Annotated in this window: 10 protein-coding genes; 8 read left to right on the forward strand and 2 right to left on the reverse strand. The window is 35.9% G+C overall.

Features of this window, described 5'->3' with window-relative positions:
- Positions 1 to 247: 247 nt before the first annotated feature.
- The 3 genes from ACUTSE_RS17010 (at position 248) to ACUTSE_RS17020 (ending at position 5,008) form a co-directional block, all read left to right on the forward strand.
- Positions 248 to 3,511, forward strand: a complete 3,264-nt coding sequence (locus ACUTSE_RS17010) for an AsmA-like C-terminal region-containing protein (protein WP_445641104.1) — start codon at positions 248 to 250, stop codon at positions 3,509 to 3,511.
- Positions 3,512 to 3,606: 95 nt separating this feature from the next.
- The gene (def, locus tag ACUTSE_RS17015) at positions 3,607 to 4,197 is read left to right on the forward strand and encodes a peptide deformylase (protein WP_445641105.1); all 591 of its coding nucleotides are present in this window, start codon (positions 3,607 to 3,609) and stop codon (positions 4,195 to 4,197) included.
- Positions 4,187 to 5,008 (forward strand): tetratricopeptide repeat protein, encoded by an 822-nt coding sequence (locus ACUTSE_RS17020; RefSeq protein ID WP_445641106.1) that lies wholly within the window; start codon positions 4,187 to 4,189, stop codon positions 5,006 to 5,008. Before def ends, ACUTSE_RS17020 begins: the two co-directional genes overlap by 11 nt.
- Here ACUTSE_RS17020 and ACUTSE_RS17025 read toward each other — a convergent pair.
- Both ACUTSE_RS17025 and ACUTSE_RS17030 read right to left on the reverse strand, forming a co-directional pair.
- Positions 5,005 to 5,679, reverse strand: coding sequence for a response regulator transcription factor (locus ACUTSE_RS17025; protein WP_445641107.1), 675 nt, complete (start codon positions 5,677 to 5,679; stop codon positions 5,005 to 5,007). The two genes, ACUTSE_RS17020 and ACUTSE_RS17025, sit on opposite strands and share 4 nt — an antisense overlap.
- Positions 5,672 to 7,000 carry a sensor histidine kinase gene (locus ACUTSE_RS17030; RefSeq protein WP_445641108.1) on the reverse strand — a complete coding sequence of 443 codons (1,329 nt, stop codon included), beginning with the start codon at positions 6,998 to 7,000 and terminating at the stop codon, positions 5,672 to 5,674. Before ACUTSE_RS17030 ends, ACUTSE_RS17025 begins: the two co-directional genes overlap by 8 nt.
- A gap of 124 nt (positions 7,001 to 7,124) precedes the next feature.
- Between ACUTSE_RS17030 and ACUTSE_RS17035 the strand changes: the two genes are divergently transcribed.
- From ACUTSE_RS17035 to ACUTSE_RS17055, 5 genes are all read left to right on the forward strand, one after another.
- On the forward strand, positions 7,125 to 9,494 hold the full coding sequence (locus ACUTSE_RS17035; RefSeq protein ID WP_445641109.1) for an outer membrane beta-barrel family protein: 2,370 nt from the start codon (positions 7,125 to 7,127) through the stop codon (positions 9,492 to 9,494).
- Between the two features lie 161 nt (positions 9,495 to 9,655).
- Positions 9,656 to 11,128: an SLC13 family permease gene (locus ACUTSE_RS17040; RefSeq protein WP_445641110.1), complete on the forward strand. Its 1,473-nt coding sequence runs from the start codon at positions 9,656 to 9,658 to the stop codon at positions 11,126 to 11,128.
- A 492-nt stretch (positions 11,129 to 11,620) separates the two neighbouring features.
- A complete protein-coding gene (locus ACUTSE_RS17045) occupies positions 11,621 to 13,552 on the forward strand; it encodes a type VI secretion system Vgr family protein (RefSeq protein WP_445641111.1) in 1,932 nt (643 codons plus the stop codon).
- A complete protein-coding gene (locus ACUTSE_RS17050; protein WP_445641112.1) occupies positions 13,552 to 14,331 on the forward strand; it encodes a hypothetical protein in 780 nt (259 codons plus the stop codon). The genes ACUTSE_RS17045 and ACUTSE_RS17050 overlap by 1 nt, the downstream gene beginning before the upstream one ends.
- 38 nt (positions 14,332 to 14,369) lie before the next feature.
- On the forward strand, positions 14,370 to 19,523 hold the full coding sequence (locus ACUTSE_RS17055; RefSeq protein ID WP_445641113.1) for a PAAR-like protein: 5,154 nt from the start codon (positions 14,370 to 14,372) through the stop codon (positions 19,521 to 19,523).
- The last annotated feature ends 1 nt before the right edge of the window (position 19,524 follow it).

The following is a 19,524-nucleotide window of genomic DNA, read 5'->3' on the forward strand; positions in this document are numbered from 1 at the left end:
GGTAAGACGATGAGAGGAAACGGACGTATGGGCCAATGGCAATTGGCCTTCTTACATGATACATATCGTATCACTGAATACACCACAAAAAAGCAAAGAAGCGAAAGAACAAAAAACCTTTCTCACAATAATCGCTGTATGCGAAAAAAATATTTTTCTTTTTCTAAATGAATAAGATGTTCTAATTTTGTGTCTTAATTTGTGAAATAATCTGTTTATTTGTACGCAATTTGTATAGAGTTAAAGTATGGGGTTTTCTGGAAAAAAAGTTGTTAAACGAATAGCTATTGCCTTAGGGGCTTTGGTTGTTTTTATTTTGGGGTTAATGTTGATTGTACCTGTTTTCTTTAAGGATACAATTAATGAAGAAATTAAAAAATTATTAGCGGATTCAATCGAAGGTGAAGTAGCCTTTGAGGATATCAATGTATCATTTTTTAAGAATTTCCCTTATCTAACTGCAACTGTTGTGAAGCCTAGTATTGAAGGCGTTCAGGTTGATTCTCTACAACCAATGAAGTTATTGGAGGCTAAAGAACTAGGGCTTGGAATTAATATGATGAGTTTAATGGACTCGAAGATTAGTTTTGATCGTGTTTTCATTGATTCTCCAGTGATTGATTTATTGGTTAATGAGAAAGGTGAAGCAAACTATATGGTCATGAAACCTACTGACGAAGTGGAAGATGACGATAAAGGGTTTGATTTACAGATTGATCGATTGGAAATAAAAAATGCCTTATTGCGTTATTGCGATGAAGCAGGTAATTTATATTTTTCTGCCGTTAATTTTGATTACTTAGGTAGTGGAAATATGAGTGAAGCTGTGTTTCAGTTGAAGAGTAAAATCCGCATTCACTCGTTTGATTTTAGTTTTGATAATGTATTTTATGTCAAAGAGAAACCAATCTTAGCAGATTTAGAAACTTTAATTGATACCAAGTCATTAACTTTTGAATTTCAGAAGAACAATTTGAAAATTAAAGACTTATTGGTCAGCTTTATTGGACGTTTTGGTTTTATTGAGAATGGGTATGATATGTTGTTTGATATCAATACAGAACAAGCAAGCTTAAATGAGCTTCTCTCTTTAGTACCGCCAGAATACCAATCGTGGTTGGATCAAACAAAATTTGAAGGAGTAGTGGATGGAAAATTCAAGTTAGAAGGTAAGTTTTTAGCTTTGGATACGATTATGCCTTCGATTAACTTAGATTTAGCTATCGCTAATGGAGTTATTCAGCATGGGAATGTAATGGATCCAATTAAAGATTTGGCGTTGAAATTTCAATTTAAAATGCCTTCTTTGGATATGGAGCAAAGCGAGGTACTGATTGATCAGCTTGATTTTTCAATCGCAGGACGCAAAAGTAACTTTACTTTACATACCAAAGGTTTTGAAAAACCAATTGTGCAAAGTGCAATGGATTTGAATATGGATCTTGATCTTATTCAACAGGCGCTAGGAGTATCGGGATTCGATTTGAAAGGAGACTTGCAGTTGAAAGGTAACGTTGATGGACAATTCGCAAGAGGCGTTGTTGAAACGAGAACACTTCGTACTGTAAAACGCGATACTGTCATTACAAGTATACCTACGTTTACTATTGATGGAATGATTCGCAATGGGTACTTCAAATTAGATAGCTTGCCACAAGCGTTAAAAGAAATAAGCTTTGACGTTAAAGCAGAAGGACCAACAGAAAAAATCAAAGATATTAAGTTCCGCATAGATAATTTGAACCTATTGGCGATGGATAATTTCGTTAAAGGGCATTTTGCGGTAAATAATTTGACTACATACGATGTTGATGCTCGCATAGAAGCGAATGTTGACTTTGAGAATATTAAAGAGTTCATTCCATTTGATGAAGCTGTCTTACGAGGGAACTTCATGATTGATGGAACTGTAAAAGGAAGTTACGAACCTAAGCGCAAGCGTTTTCCTGTACTTAATACTGAAATTAAGCTGAATAATGGATACGTACAATTGAAGCGCTTACCAGAATTACCGATTGAAGATATTCAAATTCACACGATTATTAAAAGCTCGAGAGGTTCTATTAATGACTTGTCTATTGAGGTTTTGCCAATTAATTTTAAAATTGCAAAAGAGCCTTTCCAATTGGCTGCAAGTTTATATAACCTAAATAATTTGAATTACAATATTCAATCCAAAGGGACAATTAATATTGGAGATATCTATAAGATTTTTAAAGTAGACGGTATTGATGTTCACGGGAAAATTATTACGAGCTTATTCTTAAAAGGATTACAAAGTGATGCGATTAAGGGTGATTTTGATAAATTGAAAAATGGAGGGAAGTTTGAAGTAGATAATATTCGTATCCGTTCGGAGATGTTTCCTTATCCATTACATATCAAAAAAGGCGTATTTAAGTTCTTTAAAGAAAAGATGGGCTTCGAGAAATTTGTGGCTACCTATGGTAGTTCAGAAATTAACATGAAGGGATATTTGACAAATGTTGTTGACTATATTTTGAAAGAGGATACGTTAAAAGGAAAGTTCACTTTTGAGAGCCCTTATTTTAATGTAGATGAATTCATGATGTTTGATTCTAAAAGTACTTCTGGAAAAGCAGCAACTGCATCTTCTTCTGGAACAGGGGTAATCCAAGTACCTAAGAATTTAAATATTCTTTTTGATGCAACCGCTCAGAAAATAAAGTATACCGAATATAATTTAGATAATTTCACAGGTAGTTTATTGGTCAATGCAGGTAAGATAGACCTTCAAAATACTAATTTTGGATTGATAGGAACAAAAGTAAGTATGAATGGTACTTATGAACCAACCGGGTTTAGAAAAGCGAAATTTGACTATGCGATTCAAGCTTCTGAATTTGATATTCAACGTGCATATAAAGAAATCACGTTGTTTAGAGAAATGGTTAGTATGGCTAAAGATGCCTATGGCCAAGTTTCATTAGATTATAAATTGAAGGGAGATTTAGACAAAAATATGTTTCCTGTGTTTCGTTCTTTAGTTGGAGGAGGATCTTTGACTTTAGAAAATATTGAATTCAAAGGATTTAATTTATTTGGAGCAATTGCAAAAGAAACCAATACAAAATCTTTAGAAGAAGGAAAGGCAAAAGATGTTGAAATCAAGACAACAATTCAAGACAATGTCATGACGATTGAACGAACTCGTATGAAGATGGCTGGATTTAGACCTAGATTTGAAGGACAGATAAGTTTAGATGGTGAGATGAATATTGGATTTAGATTAGGATTACCACCAATGGGAATTATTGGAATTCCGATGAAGATTCAAGGAACCTCGGATGATTTTAAAATCAAATTGGGACGTTATAAACCAAGTGAAGTTTTAGGAAGAGCTACGGATGATGATGAGGAAGATGAAGATGAACAACCAGAAGCAGGCGAAGTGAATGGAATAACGCCAGAAGGAGAAAGTACAACTCCTACAGGAGAAACACCAAAAGAAGAAAAACCAAAAGAAGAAACAGCAGTACCTGCTGCTTAAATTATAAAAAGCCAGAGCGTAATCTCTGGCTTTTATTTTTTTTGCTAACGTTAGAAATAGTATTTTTACTCCCTAGATTTCGAAATAAGACCGACATGACAGTAAGTAATTCCTTAACGACAGAAGAATTAGCCTTAATTTTTGAAGGAGATCAAACGCAACCGATGTATGTATATCAGGATACTGTTCCTGCAGAACTACAAGTGCTTAAAAGTAATTGTTTAGCAATCGACCCTCAAGATGCCAATGTGAAAATGTTAATTGCACGTATGTTTAAAACGGTAACGGATGGTGATCGCGCAGGTGTTGGTATTGCCGCTCCTCAAGTGGGATTAAATAGAAGACTATTCTTAGTGAAGCGTTTTGATAAAGCCAATGAACCATTTGAGTTTTTTATTAATCCTCAAATCACATGGTATTCTGCTGTATTGCAACAAGGAGAAGAAGGGTGTTTATCTATCGAAGATCGCTATGATGCTGTATACCGTAGTTTAGCTGTCCAAATTACGTATTTTGATTTGGAAGGGAATCACTATCAAGAAGTAGTAGAAGGATATACAGCAGTAATTATGCAACACGAATACGATCACTTGAATGGTATTTTGTTCACAGATCGAATTGAAGAACAAGAACAGCGCAAGTATGAGGATGCAACTTTAGAAACACCTTTGGTGTATGAAGTATAACTGGTACAAAATAGTAGGATTGACTTGGTTAGTAGGACTAGGAGTAACGGGATTTGCTCAAGAAACTTCTACGCATACTGATGTAACACTGTCTTGCCCAACGGACAACCAAGAAATTAATACCTTGTATGACATGGGTTTTTCTGCTTTAGAAAAACCGGAATACTACAATACAGCAGGAAGGATATTCTTTCAGATTATTCAGCTCGATAAAAGTTTGTGTGATGCTTATTATTACACAGGAGTATCCTTGACCAAACAGGACAAAGACGATGCCGCTTATACTTATTTGTATTATGCGGATAGTTTAGCCACTAAGCCTACCTTGTCGTTTAAAATAGCTTTAGCAGAATCAGCTTTGCGTATAGGAAATGTCGGTTTAGCCCGAAAAAAATACGAAGAAATTAAAAGCGACTTTCCCAATAGTCCAGAGGGATATTATGGATTAAGCCTAACTGCCACTTCTATTGGTGATCTCGTAGAAGGATTGGTCAATACAGATCGTACCTTATTAAAATATAAGAATGCAGGTGGTTTAACGCCAACAAGAGAGCAAGAAATCTACCTTATTAAAGCGATTTTATTGCGTATGAATACACAATACGATAAGGCCATTGAGTATTTTGAAAAGAGCAAGGAGCATTTTGGTGCTACAACCGATTATCTAGCCAATTATGCGTTGACTGCATATGAATTGTATAAACAAACAAAGGAAGATCAATGGAAGCAAAAAAGCCAACAAGCCTTGCTTCAAATCCAAGATAAAACCACTTTAAAAGACGATTTCTTTCAACAGTTCAGCTACGATTAACGCGCTAAGTTAATTTTAAAACCCACCCCGCGGATACTGCTAATCTGTATATTATCATCATCTGATAAATATTTGCGCAGGCGCGTTACAAATACATCTAAACTTCTTCCATTAAAATAATCTGCCGTTTGCCAGAGTTGATTTAAAATGACTTCCCGTTCTAAAATGGATTGATCATGTTGGATAAAGAGCAAAAGTAAATCTCTTTCCCTTTCTGTTAGTTGATAGATCTTCTTTGCATGTTCTAAACGCAATAAAGTCGGGTTAAAGGTATAGATTCCCAAGTGATAGACAGTTGACGTTTCAATGGGAGTATGGCGCATAATATTGTCAATACGGAGTTTTAGTTCTTCGGGATCACAAGTTTTTGCAATATAATCTGCTGCACCTAATTTTAAACCCAGTAGACGATCAATATTTTGGTTTTTAGCCGTCAGAAATAGAAAAGGAATATTGGGATGATTTTGATGTATTTCCTTGGCTAAAGTAAAGCCATCTTTAATCGGAAGCATAATATCCAAAATAGCCAAATGGAAATGATGTTGTTGCAATAATTCAGCTACCTCTGTCGAAGAGGGTGTCCAAATCACATTAAAACCGCTAATTTCTAGATACTGTTTCACTACAGTGCCATAGTCTATATCATCTTCAACAAGGAGAATATTATGCATAAGGAATACAAATAATAAAGGTTGTTCCTACTGTTAATTTACTATTTACTTGAATACTGCCTTGGTATTTTTCAACGATTTGTTTCACTTGATATAAACCAATACCTAAGCCCAATGTATTGTGTACATTGTTGTGTATAATGCGATAGAATTTTCGGAAAATAAAGTTTAGTTCCTTTTTTTCAATTCCAATCCCATTATCTGAAACTTCAATATACAACTTATTTTCTTTGTGTTGAATGGCACAAGTAAGCTGTGTACCACCATATTTAATTCCATTTTCCACAAGATTCAATATCATCGTTTCCATGGCTGTTTGAGGCAATTGAATCTCTTCATCTGCCTGCCATGAAATTTTAAAATCAATCGTTTGATTTCTCAGTTTTAAATCTTCAATGAGCTGGGTGAAATTTGCATGAGTAAAAGGAAATTCATCCGTGTCTGATACCACGCCCAATTGATTTTGTAAACGCTCTAGGCGATCAATTTGTCTTTGGATTAATGCTACAGTAGGAGAATCATACTCTTGTTTGAGGTTGTTGCATCCGTATTTTAAAGTAGCAATCGGTAGTTTAAATTCATGGGAAACATTGTCTACCATATTGTGTAAACTTAGCACTTCTTGTTCCTTCTTCTTAATTGTTTTATACGTAATGAAGTATAGAATTAAAATAAACATGCAGATGAAAAAAGAGGCTAGTAATAGCGGAGCGAGTTCACGCAATGCAATACTATTGAAATTGAGTACTTCAATGTACTTTTCTTGCTTTACAATAAAGTGATTGGAGTAATCTTCAGGGCAATCTACACAAGGTTCATCGGATTTATTTTTGCTGCTTTCTTCCACTTCCCATTCAGAAGAATTCACGCGATGCGCATGCCCAATTTTTTGCTCTGTTTCTAAGATTGTAACTGGAGCATTTAGGACATTTTCTTTGGTTGAATTAAGAATGACATGCGTCAAATCAATTCGATAAGCCATCTTATAGCCCAAATCAGCAAAAGCACTATCTATTTTATGTGTAGCATCTTTGCTTGTGGATACAAAATAAGAAGCATGTTGTTCTTTAATTTCTTCTATAGTGGCTTTTTTCTGTAATAAGTCTAATACAGCATGATAAAGTACATTATCCTTTTTCTTTGTTTTTTTCTCAAAAGCAAGAAGGCTTTCTATTTCGTCAATTTTATCATGTGCAATTTTGTGCACTTCTTTTCTCTTCAAATCCAATACTTGAAGAAAATAGAAGACCATTATTCCAATCAAAAAAAGATAGAATAAACTGAAAGCGATGAGATAATACTTTGGTTTAGAATACTTCATACGTACAAATTTAGGTTAAAAATGTGGATAACAATTGCTCTAATTGCCATTAACCGTTCGTTAACCGTTCATTAACCCGCATTCAATTCCTTTTCCCTCATCTTTGCTTGAAAATAAAAAGTATATGATACGTATTGTTGTATTGTTTTTCCTATTGATGATGAGTATACTCGTTCAAGGACAGTCATCTACAGTTTTGAGAAAAGGTAAAGTAGTCGATGCTAAACAAGAGGAATTAGCTTTTGTTACTGTGTTATTAAAAGATGAGGAAGGACGTGTTGTTACTTCTTTTTATACCGATGACAAAGGAGAGTATCAAGTTGATTCAAAAGAAAATTTTAGTGCAATTGAATTTCAGTATGTTGGTTTTCAATCTCAAGTATTCCCTTTGACGGAAGGATTGCCTGCAATTGTTCATTTAGTTGAAGATAATGCCCTTTTAGAGGAAGTCGTTATCACAGCAAAAAGACCAACAATCAAACGCGAAATTGATCGTTTAGTGTTTAATGTACAAGATACGCCCTTGGCGACCACAAATGCGTGGGATATTGTTAAACAAACTCCAGGCGTCAATGCAATTGGAGATAACTTGAGTATCAGAGGGAGCCAAAGCATTTTGGTTACAATTAATGATAAGAAAGTAATGCTTTCAGGGGATCAATTGAAATCATTATTGGAGGGAACTGATGGTACACAAGTAGAAGCAATCGAAGTAATTACCAATCCACCAGCGAAATACGAAGCTCAAGGAAATGCAGTGCTTAATATTAAGCTAAAAAAGAATAATCTATTCGGATATAAAGGGAGTATTGGCGAACGTTTCAAGCAAACGACGTATGCCTATAACACGCTGAGTACACAACATACCTATACAGGTGAAAAAATCAATGTTTCGGGGAGCTACTCTTTTGGCAATGGTACTGGAGTGCGTTACAATGAAGATAATGTGTTTTATGAAAATGGAGAGCGATGGAGTAGTGTAATGACACGTAAAAACAAAATCAAAGGACAACATAGTTTTCAAGCGGAAATGGATATCAAAATAGATACCACATTGACACTTACATTTGGAGGAAATGGCTATATCAATGAAAAAAGTAAAGGAGATTATGAGATTCCGACTTCAATTTATAATCCAGAAAATATAATCGAATCATCGTATACTACGCTCAATAAGAAACGATCAAATATGGATACCTATACAGGATATGCATTAGTGGAAAAGAAATTCAGTCCTTCAAAAAATTTACTATGGTCCTCTTATTTTACGTATGATAATGAGAAAGACAATCAAGATGTACTGACAAAATTAAACTTCAAAGATCAACCTGAAGATCAGCGTTTCTTTGGTACGAAAGATAGACAGCGTACGCGTTTGGCAGTTTCAGGTCTTGACTATAGTGTAGATAAGGAATCGACAAAATGGGAGTTAGGAGGAAAGTACAGCATTGTAAAAGCAACGTATTTATTAGACTTTTTTGATGGAGAAGTAGACGATTTTTCCCATAACCCAGAGAAAAGTAATGTTTTTGATTACCAAGAAATTAATTGGGCGGGCTATACTTCTGTAACAAAACAGTGGAAGAAATGGCAAGCAAAAGTGGGGTTGAGAGGAGAATATACAGGTATCCAAACTAGAAGTACAGGAATGGGAGCCAATAATCAATCGTATTTTAAATTATTTCCGACAGCTTATGTAAAGTATGACCTCACAGATCAACAACAATTGAGTTTGTCGTATAGTAAGCGCATTGATCGCCCTTCTTATTCGTGGATGAACCCAGCAAAAAGCTACTATAATTTATTTTCTTACTTTCAAGGAGATCCTGATTTGAAAGCAGCGATTAGCCATAACTTTAGTTTGAATTATACCTTTGATCAATTGAATATTGAATTCTTCTACAATAAAGAGATTAATCCATCCATGGAAATTTCATATCAAGAAGATGCAACAAATATGTTGATTTATCATTATACCAATATTGATAAACGCCAATTAATGGGGATGGTTGCCAACTATTCCTATCAGATTTTACCCCGTTGGTCTATTAGCTCTTTTCTCTATTTACAACAACAGGAAGATTATTTCTATGGAGTAGATAAAGAGTTACATAAAAATGATGCCTTTGTGTTTGGAGGTCGATTGAATACAACGGTAAATCTGGATAAAGAAAACAACTGGAAGGCGATGTTGACCTATAATTTTTACACGCCAACGGTACAAGGTTCTTTCAAAATTAGCGGTTATCAACGCACGGATTTTATTATGAGTCGAGAGTTTAATCAGAAGAAATGGTCAGCGAATTTATATGTCTATAATATATTTGGAAGTGACCGACAGATTATTAAAACACAATATGCTAATCAGTATAATTATTTCAAAGATTATATGGATACGCAAGGAGTTGCCATTGGATTGCGCTATAATTTGGGGAATCAAAAGGTAAAATACAGCAGTAAAGAACTGGATATGCAAGAAAAAGATCGTTTGTAAATTGAATTAGTAAGGGAAGAAGGAAAGTCGTAAAGGCTTTCCTTTTTTTATGTTGTTTTATTCGGGTTGATTTATGAAAAATACAAAGGACTTTATTTGTGTAATTGTTAAAATAAATTTCAGTTAGTTATTTCGTAGCTTTGTAAGGAAAATTGAACGCTATGGAATTTGATTACTTTGACCAGATTCGAAAAATACGAACTGGGATTCGCTTTTATAGTGAATTGTTAATAGAAGCCTCTTGGAATGTATGGAATATCAAAACACGTGTTGGTATTTTTTTCTTTTCCTTGCTCCTTGCTTTTCTTGGTACTTATTTCTTAACGCCAGATGTTTTTTCTGAGGCACAGAAGTATACCTTTTTTATTCTGATATTCTCGATTTTACTATGGGCTACTGAGGCGATTCCGCCTTTTGCTGTGGGAATCATGATTATTGGTTTCTTAGTCTATACGATGGGAAATATTGAAGGAGCCACTATCTCTCCACAAGAGATTTCCTCTACCTGGTCTGATAGTGTTATCTGGATTTTCTTAGGAGGGTTTTTCCTCAGTGAAGGAATGCGAAAAACCAACCTCGATTTATCCTTATTTAAAAAGACGATTGCGCTCTTTGGTTCGAATCCCAATAAATTAGTACTCGGAATTATCTTAGTTACTTCGGTATTATCACTGATTATTTCAAATACTGCTACGGCAGCGATGGTTTTGGCTTCAGTTATGCCTTTAATTGAAAGAGAAGGAAAGGATTCTCCTATGTCTAAAGCCATTTTAATTAGTATTCCCGCTGCTGCAACTTTTGCAGGAATGATCAGTATGGTTTCTACTCCTCCTAATTTAATCGTTGTAGATGTGTTGAAAACCAAAGGCTTTACCGTAAACTTTACGCAATGGTTATTTTTAGGATTAGTTCCTGCAGTAATCTTATTAGCTGGATTTTGGTGGGCAGTAGTGAAAAAATACACTTCGAAAGTGAAGGGGTTAGATGTATCTTTTGTCAATCAAGCGTTGGAAATGACGAATAGTATGCGCTTACAACGTTTAGCTGTCATTGTAATTTTAGTAATAACCGTAGGCATGTGGATGTTTGGAACAAAGTACCATATTCCTACAGCAGGGGCAGCCATGCTACCTATTATGTTCTTGCCGATGTTGGGAATCATCACAGCAGAAGATGTGCGTAAATTACCGTGGGATACACTGATGCTTGTAGCTGGAGGTTTATCACTGGGGATTGCAATTAAAGAGTTATTAGCTCCTTATTACTCCCAGTTTTTAGCAGGTGCAGAATTTAATGTGGTGATGATGATGATTGTCTTTGCAGTTATTACGGTTTTATTTTCCAATATTATGAGTAGTACTGCAACGGCAACGATTTTAATTAATATTGCTGCTATTGTATTACCTGCGGATCAACTATTGCCTGTAGGGTTAGTTGTGGGACTGTGTGCATCTTGTGGATTGTTTTTACCCGTTTCTACTCCGCCAAATGCTATTGTCTTTGGTACCGGTATGTTGAAACAAAAGGATTTTAGGTTAGGAGGGATGTTCGGTGCTTTTGTCGGAACGATTGTTATTATTCTATGGGTGTTATTCCTACAAGAATTCACTAATTTTTTTGAGTATTTAAAGTAAATAGGAAATTTCTATTTTATCGTAGATAAGAACTAAAGCGCAAGGGATTCTATTCCTTGCGCTTTTTTTTTGAATAAAATCAATAATCCTGAAATATAGAGGTCTCGGGGGAGACAAAATTTATTTCTATCAATAATCGAAGAAAGTAGTGTAATTACATATTCAAATCAAATATAGATCGCTTTTCCTCTACATTACGGTTTACTTTTTGATACTAGGATGAATGCAAACGTTTGGATTATGGTATACTAGTATACCCTTGTGGACCTTAAAAATAAGAAAGTTATCCTTGTTTTTTTAAAACAGAATAAGGGCTCTTGCTTAAGTTTATTTCAGATTTTATTGTGTAGCGCTATGAACTAAGTTCGTCAAATTGGATCACCAATAAGAGAATAAAAAGATAATTGCAATTGAGGTTTTAGGGTATCTAGGTCATTTTATCCATTCGTATTATTTTATTAATCATTCAACACATAATACGCAATGAAGGATATGTTTTCAACATATACGGAATCGACAGAGGATTCTTTGTTTTCGACTAAACCCCTCAATAATAATAGTAATGCAACAGCAATTGCCAAACACTATATACCAGGAATACATCAATTAGTAGAGGTCAAGTTTATAGTAGAAGGGAAGGAGCTGATTAATTATAAAAACTTTGAACTGATACAAAGTACACAGACACATCATTCGTTTACAGTATCGTTTAGCCCTGATTGCTTGGGAAACAAAGAAACGTATCAGATGGAAGAAGCCCAAGAATTATTGGGTAAAAATCTTTTGGTTTCTATTCGCTACAAGCATTTGGTAGACAAACCTGAGCGCTTTTTTTCAGGGGTTATTACGCAAGTAAGCTTTGACCAAGACCATGGAAATGATGGATATTTAATTTTCAAAGGCAATAGTCCGACTATTCTTTTGGATCAAGCTCCTCATATGCAGAGTTTTGGAGGGACAACTCCTGTTTCATTGGATGATATTGTCAATGAAATTCTCAATCAAGGGTATCATCAGAATCGATTTTTCCAGTCTGAAATAAAATTGTCTAGGGGAATTCGTACGACCTATAGTTGTCAGTATAATGAAACGGCTTATAATTATTTGGCACGATTAGCTGCTATGTATGGAGAACAGTTTTTTTATGATGGAGAAATTCTTCATTTTGGAGAGTTACCTATTGGAGCTCCTCCCATTTCTCTAGTTTATGGACGCGATGTTAGTCAGGTAGAAATACGCATGCAAGCTCGTCATGTCAATCGTGATTTTTATGGATATAACAGTTTTAATAATGAGCACTTACATGCTGAAGATGAAACAGATTTGGATGTAAAAGGCACATTGGCTAAGTCATCTTATGCGCAATCCAAAGAAATTTTTAAAGCTCCTTCATTACAACAAGCTCCATTGAAAGCCTCCACAGATCAAGATGTTTTATACGCACAACGAGGGGTAATTGGTAATGAAGGAATTCAGGTGTTTGTCACGACGGGAGTCACAACGATTCCTTTTTTATATCCTGGATGTGTAGTGGAATTAAACATGTTGCACCCCAATAAAAAAGTGAGTCGCCATTTCACAACTTTAGTTATTACGGATATTGAACATACTGTAGATGCTTTAGGGCAATATACTGGAAAGTTTAAAGCAGTAGATGCACAAACAGGGTATATTCCACAGTCTTTTTTTATTATGCCAATCACGGAGCAACAAATAGGTATTGTAGTTAGCAATGAAGATCCCGAAGGGAAAGGACGGGTACAAGTGCAGTTTAACTGGCAAGACACTAGTCAACAAACCGATTTCATTCGCGTAATGAGTGGAGATGCAGGGAGTAGTCCTGCTGTAAAAAGAAATCGCGGTATGGTTTTTATTCCAGAAAAGGGTGATCAAGTCATGGTTGGGTTTGTCAATAATCACCCAGATCGTCCTTTTGTTCTAGGAAGTTTATTTCACGGTGGAACCGCTGCTGGCGGTGGATCAAATAACCAGATCAAGAGTATTCAAACGCGTAGTGGTCATACATTAAAGTTTACAGAAGAGGAATCTATCGAGATTTTCGACGCCAGTGGAAATTGTATCGTACTTGATACTACTGGAAAAAGCATTACAGTATCCGCACCAGAAAATATCCTCCTTACGGCGAAAAATATTCAATTTCAGGCCAGTGACAATATCTCAGCTACTGCAGGTGAGAATATTGTTTTACAAGCAGAACACAATATAGAACAGACCGCTGGTAGTGGATTTAGTCTAACGGCTAAAGATAGTTATACCCAGATCAGTGCTCGAACAAGTTTAGAAACCAAAGAGTATTTCGTAACAAGTAAAGTAGGTCGCATAGAGGCAACCGCTGATAATTTACAACTATCCTCCAGTTTTGAAGTAGAAGTGCTCAGTACTAAAAAAGTAAAAATGTTTTAATGGCTACGGATAGGAGTGTACAGGTGTATTTTTCTTTTTTAGATAAGGAGATGAAATATGAAGTTTTGAATCAGATTGTCCAAGGTAACAAACGACAAGAGATTCGCTATACTACAGCAATCAAAAAAGTAGAAGGATGGTTTGATACCCATTATATCATTACGCGAACGCCTCAAGTTCTCTCACCAATAGTAGATAATCCTTATATGGAAGCTATCATGTTAACGAGTTCGTTATGGGATGAGTTAAAGCTATCAATAAATAAAGATGGAGAAATAAAGAAAATTGTCAACCTTCAAGCAATACAAGATTATTGGACTACGGTATTAAAGTTTAAGCTTCTACAGATGTATACAGGTACTCGTATTTTGGGGTTAGTTGCCCAATTAGAACAAGTTCTTATGAATGAAGAGCTGTTTCGTGCAAAAATTAATCAAGATTCCTTTTTTTACTATTGGATCAAGCACAATATAGGTGAGTACGTAAAAAATTACAATACGGGAAAATATACAAAAGTGGGAAAAACTAATCATCAGTATCAGATCGAACAAACAGAAAAAGGCAGAACGATACAAGGGAAAGGCAAAAAAACAGCTGCTGAACTAGAAGAAATAAAGAGGAAATGGAAGTTGAATATAGAGGAAGAACTCGACCATGAAGAACAATGTGACAGTGTGTATGATTGCAATCAAGCGCTTGTTCAACTTGTCCAAAAAGAAAGATATACAGAGGGAAGTAGTGTGCTATATGAGTCAACCATAACAATCACCAAAGTATAACGTAAGGAAATCTACAGCTAGAAGAAAAGAAAATAACCATGAAAAATGACAATAGAATTACTGTAGGGCTATCCGATCAAGATGCTCCAATGCAAGCTATTCCCTCCGATGACAGTGTACAAGCACAATATGTGGTTTGTAAAGGTGCTACTTGTAGCTGTGATGGAAATCCTTCAGCCAAGGGAACCTTGATGGTAACTTCTCAAAAGAAGTACAGCATCAATGATAAGGGTGCTGATAAACTAGTCGCTACAGTTGAAGATACTGCGTTTGAAGAAGGTGTTTCTCCTTTTATTACGTGTAGTTATAAAAAAGGCACGGATAAAACTTGTACCTACGCTCCTCAAGGGAATTGGATAGTACCTAATAATACCAAATTTCCAGAAGTAGCAGGTAAAGCTATCCTCACAGAAACTGGAACGTTGTGCTGTACCCTTGGCGGAACGTTGACTTTTATGACCCATGGTCAAACTGTCGATGTAGACAACGATGAGGTACAAGAAGTAGAAGATGCTTTTGTTGCTATGCGTGTGATTAATGTTTTGCTGAGTTATGAGGAACTCCCACTAGAAGAACAAAAATACCCCGAAGAATATGTCAGTGATGTAGCTCAACTAGAATGTATACCTAGTGAGGATGTTGTACTAACCCCAATGAGCGAAGGGAATACTCGCGCTTTCTATGTATTGAAAGGACAATTTGTTGAGTTTAGCGCTACGACAAAGGTTAACACAGCGGATCCACACAAGCGAAGAGGAGAAAATATCAGCTGGGGACTTACCGAAATACTAGAGAATGGAGTGTTTACAGCAGGACAAAGTTCAATTTCGAAAACCTATAAGCTCCCTCCAACAGATCAAGAGAAGGTGTTTTATCAAGGATATAAACGCGTGGCTAATCCCTTTGGTTTTGTCTTTACCAAAAGTGGCCACTATATTATAGATGCGAGCTCCCGAGAGAAAATGGCAGGTACAACCTGGTCTTATTATAAAGATCAATACTGTTACATTCAGGTCGTGGATCAAGCGAGTATCCTAGCCCTTCGTTTAAACGTTGTTGATCAAGCTATTCTTGTTGGAGAGGAGGTTATACTTACCGTGATTAGTGATCTTCCTTTATCACCTGCAGTGCTAAACACCCTGACTATAGTGGTGTGTTCTGTTGCTAAAACAGGTGAAGAATCTCTGGAGTATATCTATCGCGATGCTGTAATCGAATCCATCAATGGCAGTAAACGCTATACCCAAACGGCTAACAAATTAGAAGCAAAGTTCAAGTGTGTAAATTCAGGATTGTTTCGAATTAAAGTGCTACAAGACGGCCAGGAATTAATGGCGTTCACGCAAACGATTGAAGTAGTGGGGGACAAAGTTTTAGCGATTGAATCCGTAGAGGGCCGTATTCGCCGAGGAAGTATTGCTGTGTTTCGAGCTATTCTAAAGCGTGGAGGTCGGTTAGATACAGCTAAAATAAAATGGAGACTACGCAGTCCTAAAGGAAGAACTTATGAAGTGAGTGAAGTTGGCGTTACCCATGAATTTGAATTTAAAGAAGTAGGCACTTATACCTTACAGTGTTTTTATGGGAATCAAATTGAGAAGGTGGAGAAAAAGATTGAAGTACTAGACAATGAAATAGAAGGTGTCACACTAAGGAATGCTGTAGTAAAAGAAGAAGGGAAAAATTACGCTGTTTTTGTCAATCAGGGTATTGTAATTAATATAAACATGCCTTTAGATTATAGTTATGAGGCTGTAATACCTGATATTTCAGCTTGGAGTAGTGTATTGAATTTCCATACATCCAAAGAAGAAGCTTTCGCTTATATCGCTCAGAGTAAAAGTAAAAAAGATCCTTTGTTGCTCTATGGTATCTCTTATATGAGCAAAGGTGCTAATCAAATCAAAGGAACCATAAAAATAGGAAATAGGATAACAAAGATAATAGGTGCTACGCCTGTTTACTTTACAGGTAGTACCGCAGAGTTGTCGCTCACCTTGGCTGATGAAGGAATGTATTTTTTGAGCATTCAGCTGGGGCAAAGTGCTCCTGTTGAGGTGGTTTTAAACAGCTGTAAAGGCAAAATAAAACAGTGGTCTTTTCACGATGGCAAACACAAAACAACGCGGTTGGGCTATAAGCAAATTTTTGGCATCGCTGCAACAGTAGAGGGATGGGCAAATAAGAAGGGTAAACTCCATTTTTGGTGGGACAACCGCACCAATGGAGGAACCATCTTAAAGTACTTTCAGACAGATGCAACCATCGAAAAGGAGCGACACCACTTAATCTATAGCCAAGACGTTACTTTTGATCGCAATGGTGTACTAAATAAAACGATTGGAGTTGACTCAGCCTTTTGGAAGAATTTGCAGCAGGTAGTTGACCAACAACAAGCCAAAGATAAAATCTTTAATTTTTACTTTACCCTCTCTGAGGTAGAAGTACCTTGTGAGAATCAAAATGAAGCAGTATACCACACTGAATTTCGAAAGGGTCATGTATTTCCCAATCAAAGTATGTCTTCGGGGAGCTATGCTATTTTAGTAGACCAGCCGTATTGTGTTGGGCATTTTGTCGATAAGGACAAGAAAGGTTTAGAAGCAATTGTTCAATATACAGATCAGACTTCTATTGCGCTTCATCTCTATAAAGGTTTTGAACGGAAAACAGATCAGACCATTTATGAAATCCACCTCTACGAGAATCAAATAGGAGAGGACAAATTTATTGAGTGCTATAATGTAGTGGGACATGAAACGGAAATTGTCAATTACATTCAACTTCCTACCTCAAGTGCTGTGTATGGATCATCTACGCACGAGCAAGACAAAGGCAATAAGAAAAATCCTCGTTTGTTTTACTTTATTCTCTACCAATGGCGAGGAGAGCACCAAGAGGAGTTCAATCAGCTAAAGGGACAACCGCCGAAAAGGAGAAGTACGTGTAGCGCTGGTAGTTTACTCGCTCCAATTAGGATGTATCCTGAAAACTTAGGAGTTCGGTATAAGAATGACGATAGTATCATTGAACTAGAGGATGAAGATGAAGGGAAGTATATCACAGCGTTGAAGAACAAGAAAGCGGATCAGAAGCAGAAACAAGTTCTCAATCAAGAACGCATGGGAACCGCTTTAAAAGGAATAACTCCAGGGAGTAAATCTTTCAATCAAACAGTGGATCCCTTTGTACAAATCCACGAACAACTTGAACAAAAAATCAAGGCGATCGATCTTGAAATAAAAACGTTATCTGAATACAAGGCCCGAATAAAACGCAATAATGCTAAGATCAATGCGGAAAAAAAAGGAGTAAAAAACTACTTTAAACAGCTCAAGTTGGCTATTGATCCGATCTTTAATGAGGTACAGAATAGGAATAAAAAGAGGGTACCGGTGAAGGTGGAGGTTGGTAACGCTATGCAAAATACATCTTCTACTAACAAAGTAGGATGTCCGAATTGTAGAGCAGTAGTTACCCCAGAGCAATTAAAGACTATTTTCCCTGATGCTACCCCTGATGCTTTAAAGCAAGTTGCAGCAACTTATACAAAGTACATGGAGTACTTCTCCTTAGATACCTGTAGAAAGAAAGCTTACTTTTTTGCAGCAGCTTCTGTAGAAGCGGGGACTTCTATATTGGGGCGCTATAATTCAACTGAAGAGGATTTGTACTATACGAGATTGAGTCTTTTAAGAAATTTTCCTTCAACCTTTTTTAGTGGTGGTATGGTATATAATGCTGAATCAAAAAAAAAGGTTTGGCAATCCGATGTTTATAGCGCTCAATCAGGAGATAGTAATTATCAAAAACACAATTGGTATGCAACTGTAAATAGAGGAGATAAAACACTATATATACAGATAGAAGATGACAAAAAGGGATATGAAAATCGAATTTTCAAATCAAAAGCCCTTTGGGAAAAAGTAGTTTATTTTGATTCCTTTGAAGGAGTGAGACGCGAGAAATCAAAGGCAATTGCGGGTTTTATCTATAAAGATAAAAATGGAAATACCAGTGAAGAAGATGGAGTAAACTATCGAGGTAGTGGATTGATTCAAATTACAGGAAGAGGAGTCTTTGATGAAGTTCAAAGCGAAATTAAAGATGTTATTAATAAGGAGATTACCACAGATATTAGGACCAAATCTGGAAGTGATCATGTCAGAGACACTTTAGAGATAGGTACCTTGGCAGGTATGGGATATTTTGCGATGATGAAGTTGAATTGGTTAATTAATAAATTACCAAGAAATGAAGAAAGCGATATAAATACAGAAGTTTTAGAAGTATGGACAGCGATAGGTAATAACACTTTTGATGACTCTTATGCCAAGAAGACAAAATCCTATACAAATAAAGCATCCTCAGCCTTTTATGTTCCAGCGTGTACAGCACATAAGAGAATAACCCCAAGTAGTGTTTCAGAAGAAGAAATTATTACGTATGAAATGTATTATCACGCCTTAGAAACGGATAGGTATGTCAAAAAAATCATTCCCAAAGAAGGGAATAATAAGAGTCCAGATTATAGAAAGTACGTTTATATAGATAAAAATAATAAACGTCATGAGCTATGTGTATTGAGAGTGAAAATGATTCCAAAAGTATCTTATACCAGGACAGTAGATGCAAAAGGGAGAATACATACTTCAGATCCGAAGGATATGATTGAGATGATAGAAAATATTATGCAATTTACGGGATACGATGAAGGAGGAGATGCAGTTGATCGACTCGTGGTGAAATTTAGAGAAGATAGATCGCAAGAGTATAAACGCTATGGCATTAATCCTGATTTTTTAGCTTCCTTATTGGGTGCAATGTGCTATATGAATTGTGATTATGTTTCCTTTAATGGAGCAAGTAGTTATAAGGGATACCCTGAACCAAGTAAAGAACACCTTAACGGAGGGATATGCGATTTAGGTTATGTACCTAAAAATAGAAACTTACATAGTGGTGGGTTGGTAGTTAAGGATTCTGATGTAGAAAAACAAATAGAGTTTAATGATGCACTTTATCGCTATGGGTTTGCACGAGGTGAAAATCAAATGTTTTCATTTGAATTTGAATATAAAGGAGATCATAAATTTTTACTTAACCATTGTAAAATTATGGCTGGTCACAAAGATCATCTACATGTGCGGGGGTTAGATTATAATTTAATGATAGTAGAACAAAGAAAATAAA

Source organism: Myroides sp. TSA_177.3, from assembly GCF_052691955.1.

Excerpts from the sequence above, each read along its gene's own strand:
- ACUTSE_RS17010 (WP_445641104.1), top strand. The coding sequence starts at position 248 with ATGGGGTTTTCTGGAAAAAAAGTTGTTAAACGAATAGCTATTGCCTTA.
- def (WP_445641105.1), top strand. The coding sequence starts at position 3,607 with ATGACAGTAAGTAATTCCTTAACGACAGAAGAATTAGCCTTAATTTTT.
- ACUTSE_RS17020 (WP_445641106.1), top strand. The coding sequence starts at position 4,187 with ATGAAGTATAACTGGTACAAAATAGTAGGATTGACTTGGTTAGTAGGA.
- ACUTSE_RS17025 (WP_445641107.1), bottom strand. The coding sequence starts at position 5,679 with ATGCATAATATTCTCCTTGTTGAAGATGATATAGACTATGGCACTGTA.
- ACUTSE_RS17030 (WP_445641108.1), bottom strand. The coding sequence starts at position 7,000 with ATGAAGTATTCTAAACCAAAGTATTATCTCATCGCTTTCAGTTTATTC.
- ACUTSE_RS17035 (WP_445641109.1), top strand. The coding sequence starts at position 7,125 with ATGATACGTATTGTTGTATTGTTTTTCCTATTGATGATGAGTATACTC.
- ACUTSE_RS17040 (WP_445641110.1), top strand. The coding sequence starts at position 9,656 with ATGGAATTTGATTACTTTGACCAGATTCGAAAAATACGAACTGGGATT.
- ACUTSE_RS17045 (WP_445641111.1), top strand. The coding sequence starts at position 11,621 with ATGTTTTCAACATATACGGAATCGACAGAGGATTCTTTGTTTTCGACT.
- ACUTSE_RS17050 (WP_445641112.1), top strand. The coding sequence starts at position 13,552 with ATGGCTACGGATAGGAGTGTACAGGTGTATTTTTCTTTTTTAGATAAG.
- ACUTSE_RS17055 (WP_445641113.1), top strand. The coding sequence starts at position 14,370 with ATGAAAAATGACAATAGAATTACTGTAGGGCTATCCGATCAAGATGCT.